We start from the raw sequence: 25,800 nt of genomic DNA, 5'->3' as shown, positions 1-25,800 counted from the left end.
CCCACAAGGTGCTCCCATCAGTATAGGCAGCCCGCGACGGTCCAGGGCCTGGGCGGACCACTGGACGAATCGGTGCACCGGAGCTAAAAATCTAGTGTGTGTGGAGAAGTCCGATGAACCCACGTAAAGCCTGCCTGGCCTGCCTCGACCGCACCCCGGTCGCCCTGCTGGAAGCCACCCTCTGGATCGCCGCCGAGCATGACCGCGAGGTCGATCCCGCCGCCAACCTTGCGCAGTTGCACGACCTGCATCGAGAAATCAACGCACGCCTGCCGATGCTTCCCGTCGGCGAACTCGCCCAGCCATTGCTGCGCCAGCTCAATGCCCTGGGCTTCCAGCAGGACGAATACCACCCGCTACGTCCGCAAGCAGCATTGATGGACAAGGTGCTGCAACGCCGTCGAGGCCAGCCGTTGCTGCTGGCGATCCTGGCGTTGGAGATGGCGCAGCGCCTGTCTATCCCACTGGAGGGGGTGAACTTTCCTGGCCATTTCCTGTTGCGCGTGCCCGGCGCCGATCATCTGCTCGACCCCTGCGGCGGTCGACGCCTGTACCCCGCGGATTGCCGCGAACTACTCAACCGCCAGTACGGCCCGCACATGACCCTGACCGCCGAACACCTGCATAGCGCCAGCCCGATGCAGATGCTACAGCGCCTGTCGCGCAACCTGCGCCAGCTGCACAGTAGCAACGACAACGACCTGGCTGCGCTGATCGACGCTGAACGGGTGATGCAACTAGGGCCAGTGCAGGTCGCCGACTATCTGGCCCGCGCCACCCTCTACCAGCACCTGGACTGCCCCCAGGCCGAGCGCTTCGACCTGGAGCACGCATTGCTGTTGAGCGACGATCCGGTGCAGCGCCTCAAGCTGGGCGAGCGCCTCGCCCAGTTGCCTTCGACAAACCGTTCAATCCACTAGCGCATCGACCTTGGCCGCCTGCGTATCGGCCTGCTTGCCCGGCGCACGCACCTGGCTGATCAGCAGCGCCGCGATGACTGCCGGAATCGCGCAGAAGAAGAAAATCCACTCCACCGGCATGTGCATGGCCAGCAGCAGGCTGCCGAACAACGGCCCGAGGATCGAACCGAAACGCCCGACGCCCAACGCCCAGCCGGTGCCGGTCGCCCGAACCTGAGCCGGGTAGAAGTTGCTGACGAAGGCATTGAGCGTCAGTTGCCCGCCAATGATGCAGAAGCCTGCAGCGAACACGCTCGGCACCAACCAGCGCGGATCGGCGTGGTTCAGCCCGACCAGCACGCTGAAGACCGCAGCGCCCAACAGGACCGCCGCCAGCAGCCTGACCTTGTTGACCATGCGATCGGCGCACCAGGCCAGGCATATCGCGCCGAAGGTCCCGGCGAACAGGAACAGCGAGGTCACCAGGTTGGCATGCTTGAGCGCCAGCCCGCTCTCCAGCAACAGCGACGGCAACCAGCTGATCATGAAGTAGAGCAGGATCAGGCTGACGAAGAAGGTGCCCCAGATGAGCAGCGTCGGCCGGGCGAAGCCATCGCGGAACAAGCCCAACACGGTCAGTTTGTCTGCCGCCGGTTCATCCACCGCACCCTGTGCCGCAGGTACTTGCCAGCCGGGTAGCATGCGCGCAGCCAGGCGTTGCAGACGGGCGTAGGGAGGCGCATCGCGCAACAGGCGCGGCAAGGACTCGGGCAGGAACATCACCAGGAAGGGGAACAGCAGCAGCGGCGCCACGCCACCGGCAAGAAACACCGCCTCCCAGCCGAACCTGTCGATGAAGCCTGCCGCGACGAAGCCCCCCGCCGCGCCGCCGAGGGAGAAGCCGCAGGCCGCGAGGGTCACCATCAAGGTGCGCAGGCGCGGCGGTGCATAATCGGCCATCAGCGCCATCGCACTGGGCATCGCCCCGCCCATGCCGATCCCGCAAAGAAAGCGCGCCAGCATCAGGCTGTTCAGCGATGTGGAAAACACCATCAGCAGGGTCAGGCTCGCGTACAGCAGTACGCACCAGAGCAGCACCCTGCGCACGCCGAAGCGATCGGCCAACGGGGTGACGGCCAGCGAGCCCAGTGTCAGCCCCAGCAGGTTGGCGCTGAACACCGGCCCGAACGCTGCCTTCTCCAGGCCCCAGTCCTGGGCCAGGGCCGGAATCACGTAGCCCAGCACCTGGGCGTCATAGCCGTCGGTCACCAGCAACAGGATCAGCAGCGCCAGCAGGCGCCACTGGTAGGAGGACACAGGACGCCCATCGAGGGCCGCGCGAAAGCTGGCTATCTGGTTGTGCATCGCAAGGTACCTGGTTGTTTTTGTTGTAGAGGTGCGGGGGCAATGCCGACCCGGTGGTCAGGGCGTATCCGGCTGGTTCGCCGGGTGTGCCTTGACGAAGGCTGGATGCTCCCCAGCCAGGGCGGCGACCCGGCGAATGCGCGGGTAACCCTCCAGGTCCACATTGAACCGCTCGGCCGCGTACACCTGCGGCAGCAGGTACACATCCGCCAACCCCGGCGTATCGCCAAAGCAGAAGCCCTGATCGCCGATCAGTTGCTCCACCGCCGCCAGCCCCTGGCCGATCCAGTGGGCGATCCACTGATTGACCTGGGTTTCATCGTGCCCCAGTTGGCGCAACTGGTTGAGCACGCTGACGTTGTGCAATGGGTGCACGTCGCAACCGATGATCGCCGCAACGCCGCGCACCCGCGCGCGGGCCTGCTCGCCCTGGGGCAACAGCGGCGTGCCCGGGAAGCGCTCTTCCAGGTATTCGATGATCGCTGGTGACTGCACCAGCAATTCGCCGCTGTCCGTGCGCAGGGCCGGTACCCGCCCCTGGGGGTTGAGCGCCAGGTAATCCGCAGCACGGTGCTCGCCCTTGAGCAGGTTGACTGGCCGGGCCTGATAATCCAGGCCCTTGAGCGCCAAGGCGATGCGCACCCGGTAAGAAGAGGTGGAACGGAAGTAGGTGAACAGCTCCATCGCCCTGCCCTCTCAGTTGGCCCCGACCACCGTGCCACGGCATTCGCCGAAACCGATGCTGGCCACGCCATCGCGCACGCAACGCGCCCGCAGGATGATTTCGTCGCCGTCCTCGAGGAACTTGCGCACCTCACCATTGGCCAGTTGCACCGGTTGCTTGCCGCCTTCGGTGATCTCCAGCAGGCTGCCGAACGAGCCCGGCACGGCCCCGGACAAGGTGCCCGAACCGAACAGGTCACCGGCTTGCAACTGGCAGCCGTTGACACTGTGGTGGGCGACCATCTGTGCCACGGTCCAGTACATGCTGCGGGTGTTGCTCAGTGTGAGGCGGTGCGCCGGCAAGCCTTCGTCACGCATGCGCTCGGTCAGCAACAGCACTTCCAGTTCGATATCGAAGGCGCCGCCGGCCTGGTCGCGCTGGTCGAGCAGGTAAGGCAGGGGTTGCGGATCGCCTTCCGGACGTGCCGGTTGCGCACAGCGGAACGGCTCCAGCGCCTCGGCGGTCACCACCCAGGGCGAGACGCTGGTGATGAAGCTCTTGGACAGGAACGGCCCCAGCGGCTGGTACTCCCAGGCCTGGATATCGCGCGCCGACCAGTCGTTGAGCAGGCAGAAGCCAGCCACGTGCTCGGCCGCATCACCGATTGCGATCGGCTGCCCCATGTCATTGCCCTGGCCGATCCAGATGCCCAACTCGAGTTCGTAGTCCAGCCGCGCGCATGGGCCGAAACTCGGCTCGGTCTGCCCGGCCGGGAGCGTCTGGCCCTTGGGGCGGCGCACGTCGGTGCCGGACGGGCGCAAGGTCGAGGCACGGCCGTGGTAGCCGATCGGCACGTGCTTGTAGTTGGGCAGCAGTGGATTGTCAGGACGGAACAGCTTGCCGACGTTCTTGGCGTGCTCGATACCGACGTAGAAGTCCGTGTAGTCACCGACCCGGGCCGGCAGGTGCAAGGTGCATTCGCCAGCAGGATACAGTGCCGCCTGCAACACGGCCTGATGCTCGCTGTGCTCGCCGAGTACAACCAGCAAGCGCTCGCGCAGGGCCACCCGGGCCGGACGGCCGAGGGCGAAGAAGGCGTTCAGGGCGCCGCCGCGAGTGGCCTCGACAGCAGCCTTGGCCGCCCCCTCGAACACACCGGCGGCAAGCGCGGCTTCCAGGTCGAGGATGGCGTCGCCGATGGCCACGCCGCAGCGCGGCGCCTGGCCCGGACGACTGAAGATGCCCAGCGGCAGGTTCTGCAGCGGGAAATCGCGGTGCCCGTTGGCGTGTTCGACCCAGCTACGGGCAGTGGCGGTCTGGTTCATCGGTCATCTCCGGTTCGGATTGAAGGTGCTCGGCAGCGTTGCCCAGCAACTGTCGTAGTCGGCCTGCAGTTGCGGGCTCTCGAGGGCCTGCTGGCTCGGGCGCAGCACCTGGCTGGTCTCGAACATGAAGGCCATGGTGTGGTCGATCTTGTGTGGCGCCAGCTCGGCGGCGATCGCCTTGTCGCAGGTTTCGGCGTCCGGCCCGTGGGCGCTCATCACCCCGTGCAGCGACGCGCCACCGGGCAGGAAGCCCTCGGCCTTGGCATCGTAGGCGCCGTCGATCAGACCCATGAACTCATTCATCAAGTTGCGGTGGAACCATGGGGGACGGAAGGTGTTCTCGGCCACCATCCAGCGCGGCGGGAAGATCACGAAGTCCATGTTGGCCAGGCCGTGCACGCTGGTGGGTGAGGTCAGCACGGTGAAGATCGACGGGTCCGGGTGGTCGAAGCTGACCGTGCCGAGGGTGTTGAAGCGGCGCAGGTCGTACTTGTACGGCACGTTGCTGCCGTGCCAGGCCACTACATCCAGCGGCGAATGCTGCAGTTGGCAGGCCCAGTGCTCGCCGAGGAACTTCTGCACCAGCTGCACCGGGCCACGGGCTTCTTCGTAATGCGCAACGGGAGTGAGGAAGTCCCGAGGGTTGGCCAGGCCGTTGCTGCCGATCGGCCCCAGGTCCGGGAGGCGCAATGGCGCGCCGTGGTTCTCGGCGATATAGCCGCGCGCCTGGCCGTCAGGCAGCTCGACACGGAACTTCATGCCACGTGGAATCACCGCGATCTCCAGCGGCTCGACCTGCAACACGCCCAGTTCGGTGGCAATGCGCAGCCGCCCCTGCTGCGGCACCAGCAGCAACTCGCCGTCGGCGTTGAAGAACACCCGCTCCATGGAGCGATTGGCGCGGTAGATATAGATGCTCACCCCGGCCGGTTTGTCAGCGGCCGCATTGGCCACCATGGGCAACCAGCCCTCGATGAAGTCGGTCGGTTCGGACGGGATTGGCTGCGGGTTCCAGCGCAGGCGATTGGGGTTCGCCGCAGCTAGCGGGCCGACCAGTGGCTGACGCGCCAGGCGCTCGAAGCGCGGGTGCAACGCGGAGGGGCGGATACGGTACAGCCAGGTGCGGCGCAGTTCGCTGCGCGCCATGGTGAAGGCGGTGCCTGACAGCAACTCGGCGTACAGCCCATAGGGTGCTTTCTGTGGCGAGTTCTGCCCGACCGGCAGCGCGCTGGGCAAGGCTTCGCTGGCGAATTCGTTGCCGAAGCCGCTCAGGTAGCTGAGTTCGGGGGAGGTGTCGCGGGTCATCGGGGCCTCCGGGCTCGGTGGAGCCGTTGATGGCAGAGAGCTGCAGCCCCGAATCGGCGGACGGACCGACCACTGCCAGGGGATACACAGCGCATCTGAATTTATATTTATCGTAATCCGATTACGAATAACGTAATTTGCTCGGTAAGGGGCGTCAAGCTATAAAGTCGGCCAGAATGAATTCCGGAAGCGTCTTACGATGTCCAGAGACAAAACCGCAGTTGACAACAGCAAACAGAAGGTCCGTTCCGCTGAAGTCGGCACTGACATCCTCAAGGCGCTGGCCGAACTGTCGCCCTCCACCTCGCTGTCGCGCCTGGCCGAACATGTGCAGATGCCCGCCAGCAAGGTCCATCGCTACCTGCAGGCCTTGATCGCCAGCGGTTTCGCCGAGCAGGATGCGGCGACCAATCACTACGGGCTCGGGCGCGAAGCCTTGCGCGTGGGGATGGCGGCGCTGGGCAGCATCGATGTGCTGAAGGTCGCTGCCCTGCCGCTGTCGCAATTGCGCGACGCGCTCAACGAGAGCTGCTTCATCGCCGTGTGGGGTAACCAGGGTGCAACCGTGGTGAACATCGAGCCTGCGGTGCGCGCCGTGACGGTGGTGACCCAGATCGGCTCGGTGCTGCCCCTGCTGAGTTCCTCCACCGGGCTGGTATTCGCCGCCCATCTGCCAGAGCGGGAAACCATCGAGTTGCGCGACCGAGAACTGGCCGCACGGGGGCAACGGGTCGAGGACTACATGGACCTGTTGACGCAGATCCGCACACGCGGCCTGCACCATGTTCACGGTTTGCTGATGCCGGGGGTGGATGCCTTGTCGGCGCCGGTGTTCAACGCCATGGGCCAGATTGCAGCGGTGATGACGGTCGTTGGCCCGACGTCGATCTTCCATGCCGATGAAGATGGCCCGGCCGCGCGGCAGTTGCTGACCGCGGCGCAGACTGTCAGTTGGCGGATGGGCTACGAAGCCTGAGCCGGGCCGGGGTTTCAAGGCCCCGCACTGTCGTGACGCGGCCTGACTGCTTTTGGGGCACTTTTACCCGAAACGTAAAGGTGAATGTCACCCAGGGCTATTTTTCCCGTGGGATCAGAGGCTTATTCTGTCTTCACTGGCTGGCGCGAAAGGCACTCCCCCGTCGTTCGGGCCGCCACGTGTGAACGACGTTGATTTTGAAGCTCCTTGATCTGACGTCTCGATTGGCCGCTGCCTGCGCAGCGGCCTTTTTTTGCGCCCGAAGCACGCTACCCCTGCGGATATTGCCGCAGATTCGCCATCATCTGCTGCAAGGCCTGCAACGTATCCTGTGGATGAATCGCCCCCTCGAAATCGCCGATCTGCCCCCACTGCGCGGCAACCTGTTCAGGCGTGAAGCCGGTGATCGGATCAAATCCGACACCAAGGCTTCTTTCCCAGCGAACCTTGCCAACCCAGCCCCCACCCACTTCATACAACTGCCCCGTGTCCTCGCATTGATCGCTGCCCAGGTACACCACCACCGGGCTGATCAGTTCAGGCTTGAGACGCTCGAACACCTGCGGCGGAATCAGGCCTTCGGTCATGCGCGTGCCCCCAGTGGGCGCAATGGCGTTGACCAGAATCCCATGCTTGCGGCCTTCGATGGCCAGGGTGCGGGTCAGCCCGTAGAGGCCGAGCTTGGCCATGCCATAGTTGGCCTGGCCGAAATTGCCGTAGATGCCGGAGGTGGAGGCAGTAAAGATCACCCGTCCCCAGTTCTGCTCGCGCAGGTGCGGCCAGGCGGCATGGGTCACCTTGTAGGCACCCTCGACATGAACCCGGTAGACCTGGTCCCAATCGGCGTCGTCCATCTTGTGGAAGGTCTTGTCGCGCAGGATGCCGGCGTTGTTCACCAGCACATCGACCCGCCCGAAACTGTCCAGCGCCTGCTCGACGATACGCGCCCCCTCGGCCACCGAGTCATGGTTGGCCACCGCCGTGCCGCCAGCGGCGCGGATCTCCTCCACCACCCGGTCGGCCGCCGATGCGCTGGCGCCTTCGCCATGGGTCGAGCCGCCCAGGTCGTTGACCACCACACGTGCACCACGGGCCGCGAACAGCAGCGCGTGGGCCCGGCCCAGGCCACCGCCGGCCCCCGTGACGATCACTACGCGGTCTTGCAGATTTACCGGCTCGCTCATGCTCAAGGCTCCAGGCAAGGGTTGGGATACCTGGAGTGTCCGACAGCCATCGGCAGCGGACAATCAAGCGCAGTGACGCTGAATGGCAGGCGATAACACAGGGCGATGATCGCCGCGCTCAGGACCAGGCAACCCGCTGCGGTATATAGCGCAGGGGCTGCTCGCGAAACGCCAGGTAATGACGCAGCACCTGCACCGGCGCTTCGGTGTGCGGATAGTGGCCGATCCCCTGCAGCACCACGGTATCGGGATCAGGCACCAGTTGCCGGTAGCGCTCGACCATATGCGCACCCGACAGCGGGTCGACCGCACCATTGATCAGGCGCAACGGCACCCCCTCCGCCTGCAGTGCACCGACCCAGCGTTGTCGCTGTGCCTGCCGCTCCGGCACATAGGCCATCAACTTGTGCAGGATGCGCGTCCCGCGGTTCGACACCATCAGGCTCCAGCAATCGTCCAGCGCGCTTTCGCTGGGGTGGGTGCAAGGGCCATAGACCTGGCTGACATTGCGCACCAGATCATCCCGCCCGAACGAACGCGCCACCAGCCAGCCCAGCGGGCTGAGCAGCAGTTTCTGCACCAGCAGCAACGGACACAGCTCGGGGAACAGCGCACTGTTGAGAAAGACACAACTGGCGATGTCGGCGCGTCCTTCGTGATGACGCGCGAGCAACTCCTGGGCGACGCTGCCACCGTAGTCGTGGGCCAGCAGGTGCACCGGCCGTTCGATCCTCAGGTGCTTGAGCAGCGCCTGTTGCAGATCGGCCTGCTCCATCAGGCTGTACTCGTGGTCGGCAGGCTTGGCCGAGTCGCCGAAGCCAAGCATGTCGCAGGCCACCACGCGAAAGCGCTGCGCCAAGGGCGCCCACAGGTAGTGCCAGTCCCAGCTGGCGGTTGGGAAGCCATGTAACAGCAGCAAGGGCTCTCCTTGCCCCGCTGTCCAGTAACGGATGCTCTGGCCCCGGAAGGAAAAACTCTGTCCCCGGGTACGCCAGACGCACAATGGAATTTCGGCCAAAGGCATCGGAATCGTCCCGCTGATCAGGTGTTGACGGTATAGGGCAAGGCTGCGTTCATTGCATGTCACCTCGGCACTTGCATGTGCTCTCTGTGTCGAGGCTGAGTCTAGTCAGCGCCTTGAATGGCGGAACTTACCTTGGCAGCCAGCTTGATGACCTTGCAGGACACTGGCACGAACGGTCATAGCAGGCAGGCGAGCAATGGCGCGGCGAACAGGTTGAGCAGGCCGGTCAGCACCATCACCAGCCCCGCCACCGAGCCCTCCTCCCCGCCCACTTCATGGGCGCGGCTGACCCCGGCGCCATGGGCACCGACACCAAACAGTGCGCCGCGCGCCAGTGACGTACGCAACGGCAGCACGCGCAACAGCAGGCCGCCGAACACCGCCCCCAGCACACCGGTGAACATCACGAACACCGCCGTCAGCTCGGGCACGCCGCCCAGGTCGTGGGCCAGCGGCATGGCGAACGGCGTGGTGATCGAGCGCGGCACCAGTGACAGGCTGACCGACTCATCCAGCGCCAGCAGGTGCGCCAGCCCCCAGGAACTGCTGATCGACGCCAAACTGCCCGCCAGCATCCCCAGCAACAGCGCCGGCCAATGTCGTGCCAGCATCGCCCGCTGCTGCCAGATCGGCACGGCGAAGGCCACGGTCACCGGCCCCAGCACACCGATCAGCCAATGTGTGTTGCGAGCATATTCGGCGTAGGCGGTGTGCAGCGGAATTGCCACCGCCAGCAGCAGCGCCGGGACCAGCACCAGCGGCGACAGCAGATAACGGCCAGTGCGCCCATACAGCCAGCGGCTGAACAGGTAGGCCGCCACTGTCAGCGCAAGCCAGAACAGCGACATGGGTTCAAGCTTCATGGCGCAGGCTCCAGCGGCAGACCAGTTCGACCGTGAGCGCCGTGACCACCATCACCACCAGGGTGCTCAGGGCGATCACCAGCAGGATGCGCCACCCCTCGCTGCGCATCAGGCTGCCGTAATCGAGCAGGCTCATCAGCGCCGGGATGAAAAACAGCAGCATCTGCGCCATCAGCCAACCGGCGCCACGTTGCAAGGTTCCGGGCTTCAAGGCCCCCACGGCAAACAGCATCAGCAACAGCGCCATGCCCATGACTCCGGCCGGGATCGGCCAGCCCAGCCAGGCGACGAGTTGACCGCCCACGAAGTACAGGACAAACAGCGCGCACAGCTCGGCGAGCAGGCGGGGCAACGCATTCGATACGGTGGCTTTCATGATGGGTTTCCTCGGGATGCCCCATTTTAAAAAGCCGCTGCCAAGGCCAAAAGCGAATTGTTAGACTGTTATCCATTCCAATCTGGAATTCACGCAATGGAATTCAAGCAGCTGCGCAGCTTTATCGAAGTGGTTCACCGGGGCGGTTTCACCCAGGCCGCACAGACGCTGCACATCAGCCAGTCGGCGGTAAGCAAGCAGGTGGCCCAGCTCGAGGAAGACCTCGGCCAGCTTCTGCTCGAGCGCCAGAGCTCGCAATTACACCTCACTGCTGCCGGACGCATCGTGCTCGAACGCGGCGAAGCCTTGCTGCGCCAGCGCCATGAGTTGCTGGCCGAGCTCGACGACCTGAGCCAGATGGCCCGTGGCGAACTGCGCCTGGGTTTGCCGGTGGTCGGCGGGGAGGCCCTGTTCGCTAGCCTGTTCGCCGAATATCGGCAGCGCTATCCGAACATCAGCGTTCACCTGGTTGAAGGCGGCAGCCGGATCGTCGAACAGGGCGTCAGAAGTGGCGAACTCGAACTTGGTGGCAGTGTCACCCCGAGCGACCCGGCTTTCGACTACCAACCGTTCTGCAACGAACCGCTCGATGCGTTGCTTCCCGACAATCATCCGTTGGCCGAACGCGACGGCGTGAGCCTGCACCAACTGGCCGATACGCCGTTCCTGCTGTATCACCGCAGCTTCATGCTCAACGACAAACTGCTCAGCGCCTGCGAACAGGCCGGCTTCACCCCGAAGGAAGGAGGGCGCAGCGGCCAGGCGGATTTCCTCACCGCGCTGGTGGCCGCCGGACAGGGCGTGGTGCTGCTGCCCAGCGTGGTGGCACGTGGGCTGGAGCGTGATGGTGTGGTGAGGGTGCCGCTGGTGGAGCCGGATCATCTACGCTGGGACATCGCCTTCATCTGGCGGCGCGGGGCGTACCTGTCGCGAGCGGCACAGGCGTGGCTGGCGTTGGTGCGGGAGCGAAAGGGAGAGTGAGCGGCGAAGCGCCGCTCACGAAACGATCGCGCAGAACCCGGGGCTTACCCCTTGAGCCGTTGCACCAGCTCTGCCAGCCAGGGCTCGGCGTCCGTTTCCGGGGTGACGGTCTCGCTGGCATCCAGTCGCAGCATCGGCTGCACTTCCTGCACGCCCAGTTCGGCAAACAGCTCGCGCATCTGCTCGCCCCCGCCGCAGTAGGTGTCGCCATAGCTCGAATCGCCCAGGGCCAGCACCGCGCCCGGCAAACCGCGCCACTCGCCCGGCAGCGTATCGCGAATGGTGCTGTACAGCGGCATAAGGTTGTCGGGCAGCTCACCCATCCCGGTGGTCGAGGTCACCGCCAGCAGCGCCTGGGGGGCAAAACCGCGCAGATCGTCGAGGGTGGCACGCGCCGCATGCCAGGCTTCGAACCCGGCAGCCTTGAGCAAGGATTCGGCATGACGGGCGACTTCTTCGGCGGTGCCATAGACCGAGCCTGAAATAATGGCGACTTTCATCAGGAGAGGATTCCGAAACTGAGTGAAAACGTAGGATACTACCATTCGACAGTGGCAAAAGGCCGCTCCACTTGACTCCCATGGCCAGGAACATGATCAACGCGCAACTGCTGCACGCCATGATCGACGCGTCGAACGACGGCATCGTGGTCGCCGAACAGGAAGGTGACGACACCATCCTGATCTACGTGAACGCGGCCTTCGAACGCCTCACCGGCTACGCGCGCGACGAGATCCTCTACCAGGACTGCCGCTTCCTCCAGGGCGACCATCGCCACCAGTTGGGTCGCGCCCGTATCCGCAAGGCCCTGGCCGAAGGTCGGCCGTGTCGCGAGGTACTGCGCAACTACCGCAAGGACGGCAGTGGGTTCTGGAACGAACTGTCGATCACCCCGGTGTACAACGAGGCTGATCAACGCACCTATTTCATCGGCATCCAGAAGGATGTCAGCCGTCAGGTCGAACTCGAACGCGAGCTGGCCGACGCACACACCCGACTGGGCGGGCAACCATCCGTCCAATGACCTGAACCAAACGCCCCGGGCACAGTCCATGGCAATGAAGAACCCACCGACGACGCCCGACCCGAGTCCGATCATGCAAGCAGACGCCCTCCTTACTCAGGATGAGCTGGATTTCATTCAGGACATGCAGCATACGCCCCAATTGAACCTGGCCGATCCCACCTCGAGCCTGCTGGTCAATGGCGATCGTCGTCTGCAGCAATTGCTCACCCGCCTGGTGGCCAACGAGCAGGTAACGCTGCAGGCGCAATTCAACAACCAGCAGATCAGCATTCCCCTGCAACTGGTCGAAGACGAGTTTCACGCCCTGCACCTGCAACTGGGCTCACCGGAAATCTACGAAGACGGCCCGATGCTGCGGCCCTGGCGCCTGTCGCTGGATCAGCCGGCGGCACTGGTCGACGCCCGCGGCACGCAGAGCGAGCTGTGGGTGCGCGATATCTCGTTCAAAGGGGTACTGCTGCAAGTGAACGGCCAGGCCCAGGCACCCAGCCACTTCGAGCTGTTCTTCGCTCCACCGGGCATCGAGCCGATCGAACTGCACGGCACACTGCGCCGCCGCATCGGCCCGGACCTGGCGGCCTACGACCTCAGCCACAGCCCGGACGAGGAAATCGACCGGCTGCGTGAGTACATTCTCCAGGCCCACCGCCAGGCGCACCCAGAGTTGCACGCTCAGGTCTCGATCTGACCGGCGAGGAACTGGCGCAACCGCTGCTTCATCAAAAAGGCCTGGGCGCCCAGGCAGCCCACCGGCCCGCCCTCGAGACTGTCCTGGGCCATTTCGGCAGCCTCGCCCGCCAGCAGCAGCGGGCAGTTCACCCGCTGCGCCAGACGCGCCAGGCGCTTGTCCAGGTCGCTGGCCGGGCGATGGTTGTCGTACAGCACCAGCGCATCCGGCGCCAACCGCTCGCAGACCAACGCCAGCTCTTCGACAGGCTGCCCTGGCGCCAGCACTGTGACGGCTACCTCGTCACTGCTCAGCAGCAGTCCCGCCACCAGCAACTCGAGTTCCTGGCATTCTGCCGACAACGGTGACAGCAGGATCCGACGGCGCTTGGGCTCGGGCGCCAGTTGCAGGCGCAACAGCACCCGTGCGCGCAGGAACTGATCGAGGAACAGCCACTCGCTGGCCTGCCCATACCCCGCCTGGCCGGCGCGCAGGGCCTGCCATACCGGCATGAACACCTCGCCGAAGACCTGCTCCAGGGCATGGCTGGCAAACACCTGCTCGAACAACCGCCCCAACTGCGCAGCATCGAACTGGCGCACGGCCTCGCGCACCTGGGCCTGCCAGCGTGAGCGGTCGCCAACCGTGCTTCCGGCCCAGGCCCCCTCCGCCGGCACCTGGCTACGCGCCAGGATACTGCCGACCTTGCTCACCGCGACACCACGGCGCAGCCAACCCAGGATGCTCTCGATGGCGTCGATGTCGGCCTGCGAATAGAGACGATGGCCACTCTCGGTGCGGGTCGGCTGAATCAGCCCGTAGCGGCGCTCCCAGGCGCGCAGGGTCACCGGATTGACGCCAGTCAGGCGCGACACTTCGCGGATCGGAAACAGCTCCTGATCCACCAGCCCATGTTCGATCAGGGCACTCGCTTGTGGCTCTTTCATGAGAGTGGCAACTCTGTCTCGTAGATTCGTGGTGGCCATTCTACGCCGGGATCGGCCAGGGGTCAGCGCAACGGCTCGATCACGACACTGACCGGTCACGAAATTTACGCGATAATCCGCGCCCGATTCTTGCATCCACGCCTGCGTCGCCCACCACCCCGGGCACAGGCCAAGGGGCCGGCTACCCGCCAGCCCCGTCGTAAGGAGATACACGATGTCTACCGCACCCGTCACCCTGATGGTGTCGCGCCGCGCCGCCGATGGACGCTACCAGGACCTGCTGGCCTGGCTCCATGAAGGCGAGCAGTTGGCCACCGACTTCCCCGGCTACCTGGGCTCGGGCATCCTCGCGCCGCCGGCCGACAGCGACGCCTTCCAGATCATCTTCCGTTTCAACGACGAACCGACTCTGCACGCCTGGGAACATTCCGCCTCGCGACGCGCCTGGTTGCAGCGTGGCGACGGCCTGTTCGAGCGCCCCGAAGAGCGGCGCATCAGCGGCATCGACGCCTGGTTCGGCACCGAAACGGTGCATAAACCGCCGCGCTGGAAGCAGGCTACCGCCATCTGGCTGGCGTTCTTCCCGGTGTCGCTGCTGTTCAACCTGTTGTTCGGCCACTGGCTGGCACCGCTGGACCTGCTGCCCCGGGTACTGCTGAGCACCCTGGTGCTGACGCCGCTGATGGTCTACCTGTTCATTCCGTTGTCCACCCGCCTGCTGGCCGGCTGGCTCAATCCCTCGGCACGCACGGCGTCACAGCGCCGCGAAGGGTTGCGCAGCCGCTGAGGAGCGGGCACGCAAGCCTGCGCAGTTCGGGTATGCTGGGGCACGAACGAACAGACGAACAGACTGCCCCGAACATGAACAGCCCTATCCTCATCACCGGAGCCAGCCAGCGCGTCGGGCTGGCCCTGGCCCTGGCGCTGGCCAAGGCCGGCCATCAGGTGGTCAGCGCCAGCCGTAGCCTTCATGCGCAGGCCGCGCACCCGAACATCATCCAGTTCCAGGCCGACCTCACCCGCGAGGCCGACCGCCTGGCGCTGATCGAACACCTGCAGCACAACTACGACGGCCTGCGCGCAATCATCCACAACGCCTCGCTGTGGCTGGACGACGACCTGCAGAGCCTCGACACCATGTTCCGCCTGCACGTCGAGGCGCCCTACCACCTCAACCTGGCGCTGGGCGAGCACCTGGCCAAGGTCGAGAAGGCCGACATCATCCACATCTGCGACGAAACCTCCTCGCGCGGCAGCAAGAGCCATATCGGCTACGCCGCAACCAAGGCCGCGCTGCAGAACATGGTGCTGTCTTTCGCCGAAAAATACGCGCCCAAGGTGCGTGTCAACGGTATCCTGCCGGGCCTGCTGATCCTTAAGGAAGGCGGCGACGAACAGTACCGCCGGCAGACACTGAAAAAGGCCCTGCTGGAATTCGAACCGGGTGCACAGCCGCTGATCGAGGCGGTGATGTTCCTGCTGCAAAGCCAGTACAGCACCGGCAGCCAGGTGGTCATCAACGGTGGCCGCCATCTGAAGAACCGCATGACCTGAGGGAAGCCCATGACTGAGCAACAACAGCTCGAACTCGAAGCCGCCGCGTTCCGGCGCCTGGTCGAACACCTGCAAAAGCGTACCGACGTGCAGAACATCGACCTGATGAACCTCTCCGGCTTCTGCCGCAACTGCCTGTCCAAGTGGTACAAGGCCGCCGCCGACGAGCGCCAGGTCGAGCTGAGCCTGGACGATGCCCGCGAAGCGGTGTACGGCATGCCCTACGCCGAGTGGAAAGCCCAATACCAGAAAGAAGCCAGCGCCGAACAACAAGCGGCGTTCGAACAAGGAAAACCCCGTGACTGACCTGAACACCCTGCGCAGCAGCCTCGCCAGCGGCGAACACGTGTTTGCCGACACCCTGGGCTTCATTGCCGCCAACTACAGCTACCAGCCCCAGGCCTTCAACAACGGCGGCGTGGAAAACGCTGCCGGGCAGAACGAGGGGTCGTGCAAGACCCTGGGCCTGGCCCTGCTGGAAGGTCTGAGCGATCAGGAAGCGCTGCTGGCCTTTGGCGAACACTACCGCAGCGTGCTCGCCACCCCCGAGGGCAGCGACCATGGCAATATCCGCGCGCTGATCAAGCACGGCCTGGCCGGCGTGAAGTTTGCCGAGCAGCCGCTGACCCGCAACGCCTGAGGCAAGGCTGTTCGCGGCACCAAGGCCGCTCCTGCAGGTATTCGGTGCAGGCGCGGCCTAGTGTCGCGATGGGCCGCAAAGCGGCGCCCGACATGATGTCGCCGACTGCCCTTTTCCTGCCAGAAGGACTCGCCCGAATGCCTCCAGAACCCAGCATCCCTTTCCGTCAGGCCATGCTGTTCTGGCTCAAGCTCGGTTTCATCGGATTCGGCGGCCCGGCCGGGCAGATCGCCCTGATGCACAGGGAAATCGTCGAACGCCGCCGCTGGCTCAGCGAGTCGCGATTTCTCCACGCCTTGAACTACTGCATGTTGCTGCCCGGGCCCGAAGCCCAGCAACTGGCCACCTACCTCGGCTGGCTGATGCACCGCACCTGGGGCGGGATCATTGCCGGGACGCTGTTCATCCTGCCCTCGTTGTTCATTCTGATCGGACTGTCCTGGGTCTATATCACCCAGGGGCAGCAACCTCTGGTCGCCGGCCTGTTCTACGGCCTCAAGCCTGCGATCACCGCCATCGTCGTGCAGGCGACCTGGCGCATCGGCTCCCGGGTGCTGCACAACGCTGCATTGTGGGGCATCGCTCTGGCAGCCTTCGTCGCCCTGTTCGGGCTGGGGCTGCCGTTTCCGCTGATCGTGCTGGGCGCGGGGCTGGTCGGCTATTTGGGCGGGCGCCGGCGGCCGCAGTTGTTCCAGACCGGTCGCGCCAACACTGAAGACTCCATCGCCGAAGCCCCGCTGGCCCAGGCCGCCCATACCCGCCTGCACTGGCCGCGCCTGTTCGGACTGCTGGCCTGCGGTGCAGCGCTGTGGTGTCTGCCGATGGCCGCACTGACGCTGCTGTTCGGCTGGCAAGGCACCTTCACCCAGATGGCATGGTTCTTCACCAAAGCCGCGCTGCTCACCTTCGGCGGTGCCTACGCAGTGCTGCCCTACGTGTATCAGGGGGCTGTCGATCATTACGGCTGGCTGACGCCCACGCAGATGATCGACGGCCTGGCATTGGGCGAAAGCACACCCGGGCCGCTGATCATGCTGGTGGCGTTCGTCGGCTTCGTCGGCGGCTATGTGCAGGCCCAGTTCGGTGCCGACCAGGCGTTCGTGGCTGGCGCCCTGGCGGCATGCCTGGTCACCTGGTTCACCTTCCTGCCATCGTTCCTGTTCATCCTGATCGGCGCGCCCTTGGTGGAGCGCACACGCAGGCAACTGCGCTTCACCGCTCCGCTGACGGCAATCAGCGCCGCAGTGGTGGGGGTGATCCTGAATCTGGCGTTGTTCTTCGCCTATCACGTGTTCTGGCCGCACGGATTCGCCGAAGGGATCGACGGGCTGGCACTGGGGATCGCGCTGCTGGCGGCGGCGGGGCTGCTGGTGTTGCGTCGCAGTGTGCTGGAAGTGTTGATCGCCTGCGCCCTGGCGGGATTACTGGTGGTGTTGTATGGGCATGTGCTCTGAGAGGTCGACACAGCCCCCATCACCTCATGCGCTGCCCCGGTATCCGCTCCGACAGCACACCCTCGCGCAACCACTCCAACGCAATCGGCCACAGGCTTGCCCGAAAGCGATCATGGAAGAACGCGAAATGTCCGACCTCCTGCTCACCGATATCCACAGGTGCCACGCGCAGGTGGCGAGGTTGGGCGTGCTCCAGGTAGCCCAGCAAGCGATCCGTCGCCGCCACAGTGCCGAAAGGATCGTCGCTCAGGCTCACCGCCAGGGCCGCAGCCTGGACCTGGGCGAAAGGACGCGCCTGCAGCAGCCGTCCACTGGGACGCTGCTCGTAGCGCGGCGCCGGCGTGCTCCAGTCACGCACCACCCCGGCCGGCGTGTCCTCCATCCAGCCCAGGCGCTTGCCGGGGAAATAGCCCAGTAGCCGGGTCAGCAATGGCATCACCACATGCCACTTGCCCACCATCCGCCAGCGGCCTTCGGCCGCATAGTCACGCCAGTAGGCAAACTGTGCGCCGACCATCACCAGCCGCCGCACCTGCCCGGCCGACGGCGCCAGGCCAGTTGCCCAGCCACCGAAGCTGTGCCCCACCACATTCACCGGCTGCCCGGGGAATTCGCTGGCGGCGCGTTGCAGGATAGCTTCGAAGTCCAGGCAGCCCCAGTCGCTCCAAGACGCCTGGAAACCGCGCAACGATGCCGGGCGAGACTCGCCGATGCCACGGTAGTCGTAGCTCAGCACGTCGAAGCCGTGGGCGAACAGGTAATCGGCAAAGCGAGCGTAATAGCGGCAGCGCACCGAGGTGGCCGCATTGATGATCACCAGCGGGCGCTGGGGGGCGGGTTCGGCGTGGCGCCACTGGAAACCGCCGAGGCTGTAGCCGTCGGCGGCTTGATGGCGAAAGGCAGTCGCAGGTTGGGTCAGGCTGCTCATGGCGGGCTCCCTGCGCCGTCGCGCCGGGAGGCGGGCGGCGTTTTTTGTCATCCGCCCACGCTAGCAAATTTTTCGCTGGCTGTACCTGCCTCAGGTGGTCGACAACGCCCGCGCCACGCCAGGCTTGCGCAGCACCTCCAGGCGCGAACCGTGATAACGCGTTTCGCGGAACAGCTTCCAGCGCCCGAACAGGCCATACACATGCATCACCCGCCCTTGCTCGTGATAGCCCATGCGCAGGTGCAGCTTCATGGCCGGCACGTTATGCGTCTCCACCACATCCACCACCTTGCGGCAGCCCTTGGCATGCATGGTGTTCCACAACTCGACCTGAGCGGTAACCGACAGCTCGCTGCCAAAGTAGCGCCGGGTCATCTCGCCGCCGAACTCGAAGAACTCTCCGGGCTTCACCGGGAAGGTGCAGCCGTAATAGTGCTTGTCATGGTAGTCGACCACGCTCGCCCAGATGAAGGCCACCGCATCGCCGTGCTCATCCAGGTACATGTGCCCGGTATGGCCTTCGGCAGCGAGTTCGCGCATGGTTTCGACACGGTCGCCGAAATAGCGCGCAAAGGCGTCGGCATTGGCGGTGGTGATATCCACCAGGGTCACCGGCGGATGTTCCTTGAGTTTGTGGGGCGGCACGGGGGTGACCAGGTCGCGTTCCATCCACAGCAATTCCCAGTGGAAGAATACGTAGCGTTCGACAAGGGTCTTGAAGGTACGCTTGAGCCCCTTCTGGCGGATCCGTTCTTGTATTTTTTGCAATACGCGCATGCTGCCTCCCCGGCCCAGGCGAAATTGCCGGACCAATAGCTGCTGTATAGATCAGGGAGAAAGCGGCCATAGCAAAGGGCCAGCGGAGGATTTGTTGCAGAATGTTAACAAGGCCCCGGAGGGAACCGCGCAGCCGAAACAAACGGCTGCGCGGTCAAGGGCTTGCTTACAGCTCGATGCAGTCGAACCGTACGTCGGTGGCCACGTCTTCGTCGTAGTTGACGTCAGCGCGCTCGAAACCGAACAGGTTGAGGAACTGTTTCTTGTAACCGGCGTAGTCGGTCAGCTCGAACAGGTTTTCGGTGGTGACCTGCGGCCACATGGCCTTGCAGGCGTCCTGCACGTCGTCGCGCAGTTCCCAGTCGTCCAGGCGCAGGCGGGCCTTTTCGTCCACCTCGGCCGGAGCACCGTCGGCGCGGTACATGCGGTCGCGGAACATGCGGTCCAGCTGGTCCTGGGTGCCTTCGTGAACGCCCTTCTCCTGCATGATCTTGAAGACCATCGACAGGTACAGCGGCATCACCGGAATGGCCGAGCTGGCCTGGGTGACCACCGACTTGAGCACGGCAACGTTGGCGCCGCCCTTCACTTCACCGGCCAGCTTCTTGTCCAGGCGCAGGGCGGTTTCGTCCAGGTCCTGCTTGGCCTGGCCCAGGGCGCCGTGCCAGTAGATCGGCCAGGTGATTTCGGTGCCGATGTAGCTGAAGGCCACGGTGCGCGCGCCTTCGGCGAGCACGTCAGCGCCGGCCAGGGCGTCGATCCACAGCTGCCAGTCCTGACCACCCATGACGGTGACGGTGTCGGCGATTTCCTGCTCGGTGGCCGGCTCGATGCTGGCCTCGATGATGGTGTCCTTGTTGGTGTCGATGGCGGTCGACTTGTACGGCTGACCGATCGGCTTGAGCGCCGAGCGGATCAGCTCGCCGGTCTGCGGCAGCTTGCGCACGGGCGAGGCCAGGGAGTAGATGACCAGGTCGACCTTGCCACCCATCTCGTTCTTGATCAGCTCGATCACCTTGGCACGAGCTTCGTCGGAGAAGGCGTCACCGTTGATCGACTTGCTGTACAGACCCTCGGCCTTGGCGAACTTGTCGAAGGCGGCGGCGTTGTACCAGCCTGCGGTGCCGGCCTTGGTCTCGGTGCCCGGCTTCTCGAAGAACACGCCCAGGGTGTCGGCCTTGAAGCCGAAGGCGGCGGTGATGCGTGCTGCCAGGCCGTAGCCGCTGGAGGCGCCGATCACCAGGACTTTCTTCGGACCATCTTCGCGCACGCCCAGTTTGCGGGTGGCTTCGATCTGGTCACGGACGTTGAGCTCGCAGCCCTTGGGGTGAGTCGTGGTGCAGATGAATCCGCGTACCTTGGGATGAATGATGGCCAATGTCTGTACCTCGTCAGGTTTATGCTGGGGAAGCGCCGCAGGGGCGATTCCGATTGATCAGAGGGTGAGACTACCCCCGCAAGTCATCCGACACATATTACGGGGTCAATGGCCCGAGCAAAACCCGAATCCGAAAGCGACTCGCTCCCTGTAGGAGCGACCTTGTGTCGCGCCCGATCGCGGCACAAGGCCGCTCCTACACAGGGACGGGTGGGGCCAGGGGCTCCAAGGCCGCGCGCAACCACGCCAGGAACTGCCGCGCCAGCGGATCGTCCTGGCTGTCGCGGTGCACCAGGCAACTCCAGGCCGGGCCTCGCACCCGCTGCGCCGACAACGCCTGCAAACGCCCGTCGTCCACCAACCGCTGGGCCAGCAACTGGCTGACCAGCGCAATCCCCAGGCCCTCTCCCGCCGCGTCCAGGAGCAGCCCCGGGTCGGAGAAATTCAGCCCCTTGCCCTGCTGCCCCACCGCTTCGCCGCCCTCCAGTTGCCAGTGGCTCCAGTCCATCTCCCGTTCGCCGTGCAAGGTGGTGCGCCCGGTTTCGGGCAAGGCGGGATGGCAGGCGGGGTACAGGCGGTCCTGGTGCAACACGCTGAAACTGCACTCGGCCTGCGGGCCAAGATCATCGCGGATCGCCAGGTCGATGGTCTGGCTGCTCATGTCCGGCACCTCGAAACTGGTGAACAGCCACAGGTCTACCTCCGGGCAGCGCGCATGGAAGTCCGCCAGGCGCGGCAACAACCAGTGCCGGGCAAAGGCCGGGGTGGTGTTGACCACCAGTTGGTTGGGCTTGCGGTACTGGTCCAGCCGACGGATGCCCACCGCCAATTGTTGCAGCATGACCTGCGTAGTGCTGAGCAGGTCATGGCCCGCGTCGGTGAGGCTGACACTGCGCCCGGTCCGGTGGAACAACGGTTGCTCCAGGTAGCTTTCCAGGCTGCGGATCTGCTGGCTGATCGCCGACTGGGTGAGGTTCAGCGCCTCGGCGGCCTTGTGAAAACTGCCCAGGCGGGCAGCGGCTTCAAAGCCACGCAGGGCATTCAGGGGCGGCCAGTGCTTGAGCATGATCGATAAGCCTTTCTAATCAGAAATACGCTAAATCTATCGTTAGTCCACGCCAATTCATAGCCATATCATGGGCACCAACACCCGCAACGGCGGGCTTCGTTGATAAAAATCACTAATACATTGGAGCTAACCATGGACCTGTCCATCGCCAGCGGCTGGCGCATGCCCGCCGAATGGGCCCGCCACGCCGCCACCTGGATGATCTGGCCGCACAACCAAGCCTTGTGGGAGTCCGGTTGGCGCGTGACCCTGGCCGACGTACAGCGCGACTACGCCCGGGTCGCCAGCGCCATCGCCCGTTTCGAGCCGGTGAAGATGGTCGTCGCGCCGTCCGCCATGGCCAGCGCCCGCGCCCTGTGCGGCGCCGGTATCGAGCTGATCGAACTGGCCGTGGACGACAGTTGGTGCCGCGACAGCGGGCCGACCTTCATCGCTCACCCGCAACACGGCCTGGCCGGCCTGAGCTGGCGCTTCAACGCCTGGGGTGGCAAGTCCGAGCACGGCCTGGACCGCAGCCTCGGTCGGCGCATCCTCGACCACCTGGGCCTGGAAGGCTTCAGCACGCCGCTGTGCAACGAAGGCGGCGCCATTCATGTAGACGGCGAAGGCACCCTGATCACCACCGAGTCGGTGCTGCTCAACCCCAACCGCAACCCCGGCCTGAGCAAGGCGGACTTCGAGGAGTGCTTCGCCCGTCTGCTGGGCATCCGCAAGACCATCTGGCTGCCCGGCGATCCGCAGTATGTCACCGGCGACATGACCGATGGCCACGTCGACGGGGTCTGCGCCTTCGCCCGGCCCGGCGTGCTGCTGGTCGATGCCACCCACGAGCAAGGCTCGGTCTACGCCGACGTCGCCCGGGAAAACCGCCGCGCCCTGGAGCTGGCTCGCGACGCCCAGGGCCGGCGCTTCGAGCTGCTCGACCTGTTTGAGGCCAGCGCCGCAGTGGACAAGGACGCCGAAGTGTTCTGCGCCTCCTACACCAACTTCTACCTGGCCAACGGCGCAGTGATCATGCCGGCCTATGGCATCGACGCCGACCAGGCCGCCGCCCGTCAGTTGGCCCTGGCCTTCCCCGACCGCGAGATCGTGCCGGTGCGTATCGACCACATCGCCCACGGCGGCGGCGGCATCCACTGCATCACCCAGCAACAACCGGCCTGGCCTGTGACGGAGGAGCGCCCATGAGCCTGCTGCGCATCGCTACTACACAGATGAGTTGCGACTGGAACCTTGCGGCCAACCTCGACCGCGCCGAGCAACTGGTGCGCCAGGCCGCCGCCCGGGGTGCACAGGTAATCCTGTTGCAGGAGCTGTTCGCTACGCCGTATTTCTGCATCGAGCAGTGCCACAGCCACCAGGCGCTGGCCCAGGACTATCACGACAGCCCCCTGCTGCGCCGCTTCGCCGCGCTGGCCAAAGAGCTGGGGGTGGTGCTGCCACTGAGCTGGTACGAGCGCGCCGGCAACGCCTTCTTCAATTCGCTGACCGTGGCCGACGCCGACGGTCGCCTGCTGGGGATCTACCGCAAGACCCACATCCCCAACGCCACCGGCTACCAGGAAAAGGAATACTTCAGCCCCGGCGATACCGGTTTCAAGGTCTGGGACACCGCCTTCGGCCGCCTGGGCATCGGCATCTGCTGGGACCAATGGTTCCCGGAAACCGCGCGCTGCCTGGCGCTGCTCGGCGCCGAGGTGCTGCTGTTCCCGACGGCCATCGGCTCGGAGCCCGGTGCCGCCGAACTGGACTCACGCGACCACTGGCAGATGGCGATGCGTGGCCATGCCGCAGCCAACCTGCTGCCGGTGGTGGCCGCCAACCGCGTCGGCCAGGAAGTGGCGCGCAGCGACGAGCACCTGTCGATGCGTTTCTATGGTTCCTCGTTCATCTGCGACCACAAGGGCGCGATGCTCGCCGAAGCCGATCGCGACAGCAGCGGCGTATGGCTGCACGACCTGGATCTGGCGCGCATGCGTGAAGACCGCCTGAGCTGGGGCGTCTACCGCGACCGCCGTCCCGAGCTGTACGCACCGTTGATGACCCTCGACGGCCGCACCCCACAACCGACGAGGGCCTGAGCCATGCCACGCCGTCCATCACAACTGTTCGCCGCCCTCGCCCTGGCCTGCTGCGCGTCCGTCGCCCAGGCACAGCAGGAAGCCCTGCGCCTGTACAACTGGGCCGACTACTTTGCCGAGGACACCCTCAAGCGCTTCACCGCCGAAACCGGCATCCCGGTGATCTACGACGTCATGGACGGCAGTGAAGTGCTCGAGGCCAAGCTGATGTCCGGGCGCAGCGGCTACGACCTGGTGTTTCCCGGCGACACCGTGGCCGAGCGCCTGATGCGCGCCGGCAGCCTGCAGCCGCTCGACCGCCAGCAACTGACCGCGCTGGACGACATCGACCCAGGCCTGCGCGCCCTGCACGCGCGCTATCCCAAGGCCAGCGAGGCGACAGTGCCCTACACCTGGGGCACCATCGGCCTGACCTTCAATGCCGCCAAGATCCGCGAGCGCATGCCCGACGCACCGCTGGACAGCCTCGACCTGCTGTTCAAACCGGAGCTGGCCGCCAAGTTCGCCGATTGCGGCATCTCGATGATCGACTCGCCCGACGAAGTGCTCGCCGTGGTGCTCCACTATCTGGGGCGTGAACCCCGCAGCGCCAAGCGTGAAGACCTGGCTGCCGCCAGCGAGCTGCTCAAGTCGATCCGGCCCTACGTGCGCAAGTTGCAGTCGCAGCCGGTGACCGAACTGGTCAACGAGAACACCTGCCTGTCGCTGGGCTACAGCGGCGACGTGATCCAGGCCCAGCGCACTGCCGAGGCCGCAGGCAAAGTCATCGACTTCCAATACCGCGTGCCGCGCGAAGGCACCACGGTATGGATGGACACCATGGCGATCCCCGCCGATGCACGCCATCCGGAGTACGCCTATCGTTTCATCAACTTCGTGATGCGCCCGGAAAACATGGCCGCGATCAGCAACTTCACCGGCTACCCCACGGCCAGCGCCAAGGCCCGTCCACTGGTGGACGCGCGCATGCGCGACAACCCCGACATCTACCTCGATGCCGCCACCTATGCCCGGCTGATTCCGGGCAAGGATATTCCCCAGGCCGACATGCGTGCGCGCATGCGCGTCTGGACCCGTTTCAAGACTGCCCAGGACTGACCCATGCCAACCCGTCGTACCTTCCTCCAGCACCTGTCGATCGCCGCCGGCCTCGGCGCCGCCGCAAGCATCGGCCTGCCGCTGGGCAGCGCCCGCGCCAGCGAGGCGGGCCGCTGGTTCATGCCCGACGAGGGCGAGCCGCAGCGGTGCGCCTACCTCGCCTTCGGCGCCCAGGACGCGATCTGGGAAGACTTCACCGAAGACGTGCAGGCGGCGCTGGGCCGCATCGCCCGCGCCATCGCCAACTACCAGCCAGTGACGGTGTTCTGCCGCGAGGGCGAGCGCGACCTGGCCGAGGAACATTGCGCCAGCCACAACACCACGTTCGTGATCACTGAGCTGGACGACATCTGGATGCGCGACATCGGCGCCAACTTCGTGGTCGACGACGACGGCGAGCTGGGCGCGGTGGATTTCAACTTCAACGGCTGGGGCGGCAAGCAACGGCACCGCTTCGACGCAAAGCTGGCCAAGCAGGTGGCCACGCGGGCGAACGCTGCCTACCAGCGCAGCGAACTGGTCGGCGAAGGCGGCGGTATCGAGGTCGATGGCCATGGCACCGGAATCATGACCGAGAGCAGCTGGATCAACGGCAACCGCAACCCCGGCTGGAGCAAGGCCGAAGTCGAGCAGGAGCTCAAGGCGCGCCTGGGCCTGCGCAAGATCATCTGGCTGCCGGGCATCAAGGGCAAGGACATCACTGACGCGCATGTAGACTTCTATGCGCGCTTCGTGCGCCCCGGCGTGGTGCTGGCCAACCTCGACACCGACCCCGATTCCTATGACCACGCAGTGACGCTGCGGCATCTGGAGATACTCAAGCAGGCCACCGATGCCGATGGCCGGGCGTTGCAGGTGCACACCGTGTCGCCGCCGCTGAAACCACGCAAGAGTGCATTCAACAAGGGCAACCCGGATTTCGCGGCGGGGTATATCAATTATTTCGTGATAAACGGTGCGGTCATCGCCCCGCAGTTCGGCGACCGCGAGGCCGATGAAAAGGCCCGGGCGTTGTTGGCCGAGTTGTATCCGGATCGGGACGTGGTGCAGTTGGATATCGATGCCATCGCGGCGGGAGGTGGCGGCATCCATTGTGTGACCAGCCATTGTCCAGCGGTGTGAGTACCGGCCCTATCGCGGGGCAAGCCCGCTCCCACAGACCCCGATGCATTCAGGTTCTGTGGGGGCGGGCTTGCCCCGCGATAGGGCCGGCACAGA

At 65.2% G+C, this 25,800-nt stretch carries 28 protein-coding genes; 14 read left to right on the top strand and 14 right to left on the bottom strand.

What is annotated here, in order from left to right; all coding sequences use genetic code 11:
- Positions 1–113: 113 nt before the first annotated feature.
- Positions 114–920 (top strand): SirB1 family protein, encoded by an 807-nt coding sequence (locus tag AC2CGW_RS12825; protein ID WP_186710692.1) that lies wholly within the window; start codon positions 114–116, stop codon positions 918–920.
- Here AC2CGW_RS12825 and AC2CGW_RS12820 read toward each other — a convergent pair.
- From AC2CGW_RS12820 to hmgA, 4 genes are read right to left on the bottom strand one after another with little or no spacing between them, the layout of a single operon-like run.
- Positions 909–2,264, bottom strand: a complete 1,356-nt coding sequence (locus AC2CGW_RS12820; protein WP_186667748.1) for an MFS transporter — start codon at positions 2,262–2,264, stop codon at positions 909–911. The two genes, AC2CGW_RS12825 and AC2CGW_RS12820, sit on opposite strands and share 12 nt — an antisense overlap.
- Positions 2,265–2,321: 57 nt before the next feature.
- Positions 2,322–2,948 (bottom strand): maleylacetoacetate isomerase, encoded by a 627-nt coding sequence (maiA, locus tag AC2CGW_RS12815; RefSeq protein ID WP_186667746.1) that lies wholly within the window; start codon positions 2,946–2,948, stop codon positions 2,322–2,324.
- Between the two features lie 12 nt (positions 2,949–2,960).
- Positions 2,961–4,253 (bottom strand): fumarylacetoacetase, encoded by a 1,293-nt coding sequence (fahA, locus tag AC2CGW_RS12810; RefSeq protein WP_288374294.1) that lies wholly within the window; start codon positions 4,251–4,253, stop codon positions 2,961–2,963.
- A gap of 3 nt (positions 4,254–4,256) precedes the next feature.
- On the bottom strand, positions 4,257–5,558 hold the full coding sequence (hmgA, locus tag AC2CGW_RS12805; RefSeq protein ID WP_484574135.1) for a homogentisate 1,2-dioxygenase: 1,302 nt from the start codon (positions 5,556–5,558) through the stop codon (positions 4,257–4,259).
- Positions 5,559–5,757: 199 nt separating this feature from the next.
- On the opposite strand from hmgA, the gene AC2CGW_RS12800 reads away from it, so the two are divergent.
- Positions 5,758–6,534, top strand: coding sequence for an IclR family transcriptional regulator (locus tag AC2CGW_RS12800; protein WP_186667740.1), 777 nt, complete (start codon positions 5,758–5,760; stop codon positions 6,532–6,534).
- 269 nt (positions 6,535–6,803) lie between these two features.
- Here AC2CGW_RS12800 and AC2CGW_RS12795 read toward each other — a convergent pair whose 3' ends face one another.
- The 4 genes from AC2CGW_RS12795 to AC2CGW_RS12780 all read right to left on the bottom strand — a co-directional run bounded on the left by AC2CGW_RS12795 (position 6,804) and on the right by AC2CGW_RS12780 (position 9,981).
- Positions 6,804–7,718 carry an SDR family oxidoreductase gene (locus AC2CGW_RS12795; protein ID WP_186721633.1) on the bottom strand — a complete coding sequence of 305 codons (915 nt, stop codon included), beginning with the start codon at positions 7,716–7,718 and terminating at the stop codon, positions 6,804–6,806.
- A 118-nt stretch (positions 7,719–7,836) separates the two neighbouring features.
- Entirely contained in the window at positions 7,837–8,742 is a 906-nt protein-coding gene (locus tag AC2CGW_RS12790; protein WP_186667736.1) for an alpha/beta fold hydrolase, read from the bottom strand.
- Positions 8,743–8,918: 176 nt separating this feature from the next.
- On the bottom strand, positions 8,919–9,605 hold the full coding sequence (locus AC2CGW_RS12785) for an LrgB family protein (RefSeq protein WP_186667734.1): 687 nt from the start codon (positions 9,603–9,605) through the stop codon (positions 8,919–8,921).
- Positions 9,595–9,981: a CidA/LrgA family protein gene (locus tag AC2CGW_RS12780; protein WP_186667732.1), complete on the bottom strand. Its 387-nt coding sequence runs from the start codon at positions 9,979–9,981 to the stop codon at positions 9,595–9,597. The genes AC2CGW_RS12785 and AC2CGW_RS12780 overlap by 11 nt, the downstream gene beginning before the upstream one ends.
- Positions 9,982–10,077: 96 nt before the next feature.
- On the opposite strand from AC2CGW_RS12780, the gene AC2CGW_RS12775 reads away from it, so the two are divergent.
- Positions 10,078–10,962, top strand: coding sequence for a LysR family transcriptional regulator (locus AC2CGW_RS12775; protein ID WP_484574134.1), 885 nt, complete (start codon positions 10,078–10,080; stop codon positions 10,960–10,962).
- Positions 10,963–11,006: 44 nt separating this feature from the next.
- On the opposite strand, the gene AC2CGW_RS12770 is transcribed toward AC2CGW_RS12775, so the two are convergent.
- Positions 11,007–11,462: a flavodoxin gene (locus AC2CGW_RS12770; RefSeq protein ID WP_186667728.1), complete on the bottom strand. Its 456-nt coding sequence runs from the start codon at positions 11,460–11,462 to the stop codon at positions 11,007–11,009.
- A 92-nt stretch (positions 11,463–11,554) separates the two neighbouring features.
- Here AC2CGW_RS12770 and AC2CGW_RS12765 point away from each other — a divergent pair, with 92 nt between their 5' ends.
- Together AC2CGW_RS12765 and AC2CGW_RS12760 are read left to right on the top strand one after the other, a co-directional pair.
- The gene (locus AC2CGW_RS12765) at positions 11,555–11,986 is read left to right on the top strand and encodes a PAS domain S-box protein (RefSeq protein WP_484574133.1); all 432 of its coding nucleotides are present in this window, start codon (positions 11,555–11,557) and stop codon (positions 11,984–11,986) included.
- 73 nt (positions 11,987–12,059) lie between these two features.
- Entirely contained in the window at positions 12,060–12,677 is a 618-nt protein-coding gene (locus tag AC2CGW_RS12760) for a hypothetical protein (RefSeq protein WP_186667725.1), read from the top strand.
- Here AC2CGW_RS12760 and AC2CGW_RS12755 read toward each other — a convergent pair.
- Positions 12,662–13,603 (bottom strand): MerR family transcriptional regulator, encoded by a 942-nt coding sequence (locus AC2CGW_RS12755; RefSeq protein WP_484574132.1) that lies wholly within the window; start codon positions 13,601–13,603, stop codon positions 12,662–12,664. The genes AC2CGW_RS12760 and AC2CGW_RS12755 overlap by 16 nt on opposite strands.
- Before the next feature lie 214 nt (positions 13,604–13,817).
- On the opposite strand from AC2CGW_RS12755, the gene AC2CGW_RS12750 reads away from it, so the two are divergent.
- The 5 genes from AC2CGW_RS12750 to chrA all read left to right on the top strand — a co-directional run bounded on the left by AC2CGW_RS12750 (position 13,818) and on the right by chrA (position 17,251).
- Positions 13,818–14,390: an antibiotic biosynthesis monooxygenase gene (locus AC2CGW_RS12750; protein ID WP_484574131.1), complete on the top strand. Its 573-nt coding sequence runs from the start codon at positions 13,818–13,820 to the stop codon at positions 14,388–14,390.
- A 74-nt stretch (positions 14,391–14,464) separates the two neighbouring features.
- Positions 14,465–15,157, top strand: a complete 693-nt coding sequence (folM, locus tag AC2CGW_RS12745) for a dihydromonapterin reductase (protein ID WP_371105600.1) — start codon at positions 14,465–14,467, stop codon at positions 15,155–15,157.
- 9 nt (positions 15,158–15,166) lie between these two features.
- Positions 15,167–15,463, top strand: a complete 297-nt coding sequence (locus tag AC2CGW_RS12740; RefSeq protein WP_186667717.1) for a DUF1244 domain-containing protein — start codon at positions 15,167–15,169, stop codon at positions 15,461–15,463.
- Positions 15,456–15,797 carry a HopJ type III effector protein gene (locus tag AC2CGW_RS12735; protein ID WP_186667715.1) on the top strand — a complete coding sequence of 114 codons (342 nt, stop codon included), beginning with the start codon at positions 15,456–15,458 and terminating at the stop codon, positions 15,795–15,797. Before AC2CGW_RS12740 ends, AC2CGW_RS12735 begins: the two co-directional genes overlap by 8 nt.
- A 137-nt stretch (positions 15,798–15,934) precedes the next feature.
- A complete protein-coding gene (gene chrA, locus AC2CGW_RS12730; RefSeq protein WP_238343418.1) occupies positions 15,935–17,251 on the top strand; it encodes a chromate efflux transporter in 1,317 nt (438 codons plus the stop codon).
- A 19-nt stretch (positions 17,252–17,270) separates the two neighbouring features.
- Here the strand turns inward: chrA and AC2CGW_RS12725 are convergent, their stop codons facing one another.
- The 4 genes from AC2CGW_RS12725 to AC2CGW_RS12710 all read right to left on the bottom strand — a co-directional run bounded on the left by AC2CGW_RS12725 (position 17,271) and on the right by AC2CGW_RS12710 (position 21,400).
- Positions 17,271–18,179 (bottom strand): alpha/beta hydrolase family protein, encoded by a 909-nt coding sequence (locus AC2CGW_RS12725; RefSeq protein ID WP_484574130.1) that lies wholly within the window; start codon positions 18,177–18,179, stop codon positions 17,271–17,273.
- Between the two features lie 90 nt (positions 18,180–18,269).
- Positions 18,270–18,956 (bottom strand): GNAT family N-acetyltransferase, encoded by a 687-nt coding sequence (locus tag AC2CGW_RS12720; protein ID WP_426352664.1) that lies wholly within the window; start codon positions 18,954–18,956, stop codon positions 18,270–18,272.
- A gap of 166 nt (positions 18,957–19,122) precedes the next feature.
- Positions 19,123–20,334: an enoyl-ACP reductase FabV gene (fabV, locus tag AC2CGW_RS12715; RefSeq protein ID WP_186667709.1), complete on the bottom strand. Its 1,212-nt coding sequence runs from the start codon at positions 20,332–20,334 to the stop codon at positions 19,123–19,125.
- Positions 20,335–20,530: 196 nt separating this feature from the next.
- Positions 20,531–21,400 carry a LysR substrate-binding domain-containing protein gene (locus tag AC2CGW_RS12710; protein WP_186711809.1) on the bottom strand — a complete coding sequence of 290 codons (870 nt, stop codon included), beginning with the start codon at positions 21,398–21,400 and terminating at the stop codon, positions 20,531–20,533.
- Between the two features lie 135 nt (positions 21,401–21,535).
- On the opposite strand from AC2CGW_RS12710, the gene AC2CGW_RS12705 reads away from it, so the two are divergent.
- Genes AC2CGW_RS12705 through AC2CGW_RS12690 form a run of 4 tightly spaced genes read left to right on the top strand, consistent with a single transcriptional unit; the run spans position 21,536 to position 25,704 of the window.
- Positions 21,536–22,591: an agmatine deiminase family protein gene (locus AC2CGW_RS12705; protein WP_186711810.1), complete on the top strand. Its 1,056-nt coding sequence runs from the start codon at positions 21,536–21,538 to the stop codon at positions 22,589–22,591.
- Positions 22,588–23,484, top strand: coding sequence for an N-carbamoylputrescine amidase (gene aguB / locus AC2CGW_RS12700; RefSeq protein ID WP_484574129.1), 897 nt, complete (start codon positions 22,588–22,590; stop codon positions 23,482–23,484). The genes AC2CGW_RS12705 and aguB overlap by 4 nt, the downstream gene beginning before the upstream one ends.
- A 3-nt stretch (positions 23,485–23,487) precedes the next feature.
- Positions 23,488–24,582 (top strand): extracellular solute-binding protein, encoded by a 1,095-nt coding sequence (locus AC2CGW_RS12695; protein WP_484574128.1) that lies wholly within the window; start codon positions 23,488–23,490, stop codon positions 24,580–24,582.
- A 3-nt stretch (positions 24,583–24,585) separates the two neighbouring features.
- The gene (locus tag AC2CGW_RS12690; RefSeq protein ID WP_411383826.1) at positions 24,586–25,704 is read left to right on the top strand and encodes an agmatine deiminase family protein; all 1,119 of its coding nucleotides are present in this window, start codon (positions 24,586–24,588) and stop codon (positions 25,702–25,704) included.
- Positions 25,705–25,800: the final 96 nt, after the last annotated feature.

This window comes from Pseudomonas sp. SYWMCR5, from assembly GCF_057197165.1.
The sequence above is the reverse complement of the archived record's forward strand: the minus strand, read 5'-3'. Positions and strand labels throughout refer to the sequence as shown.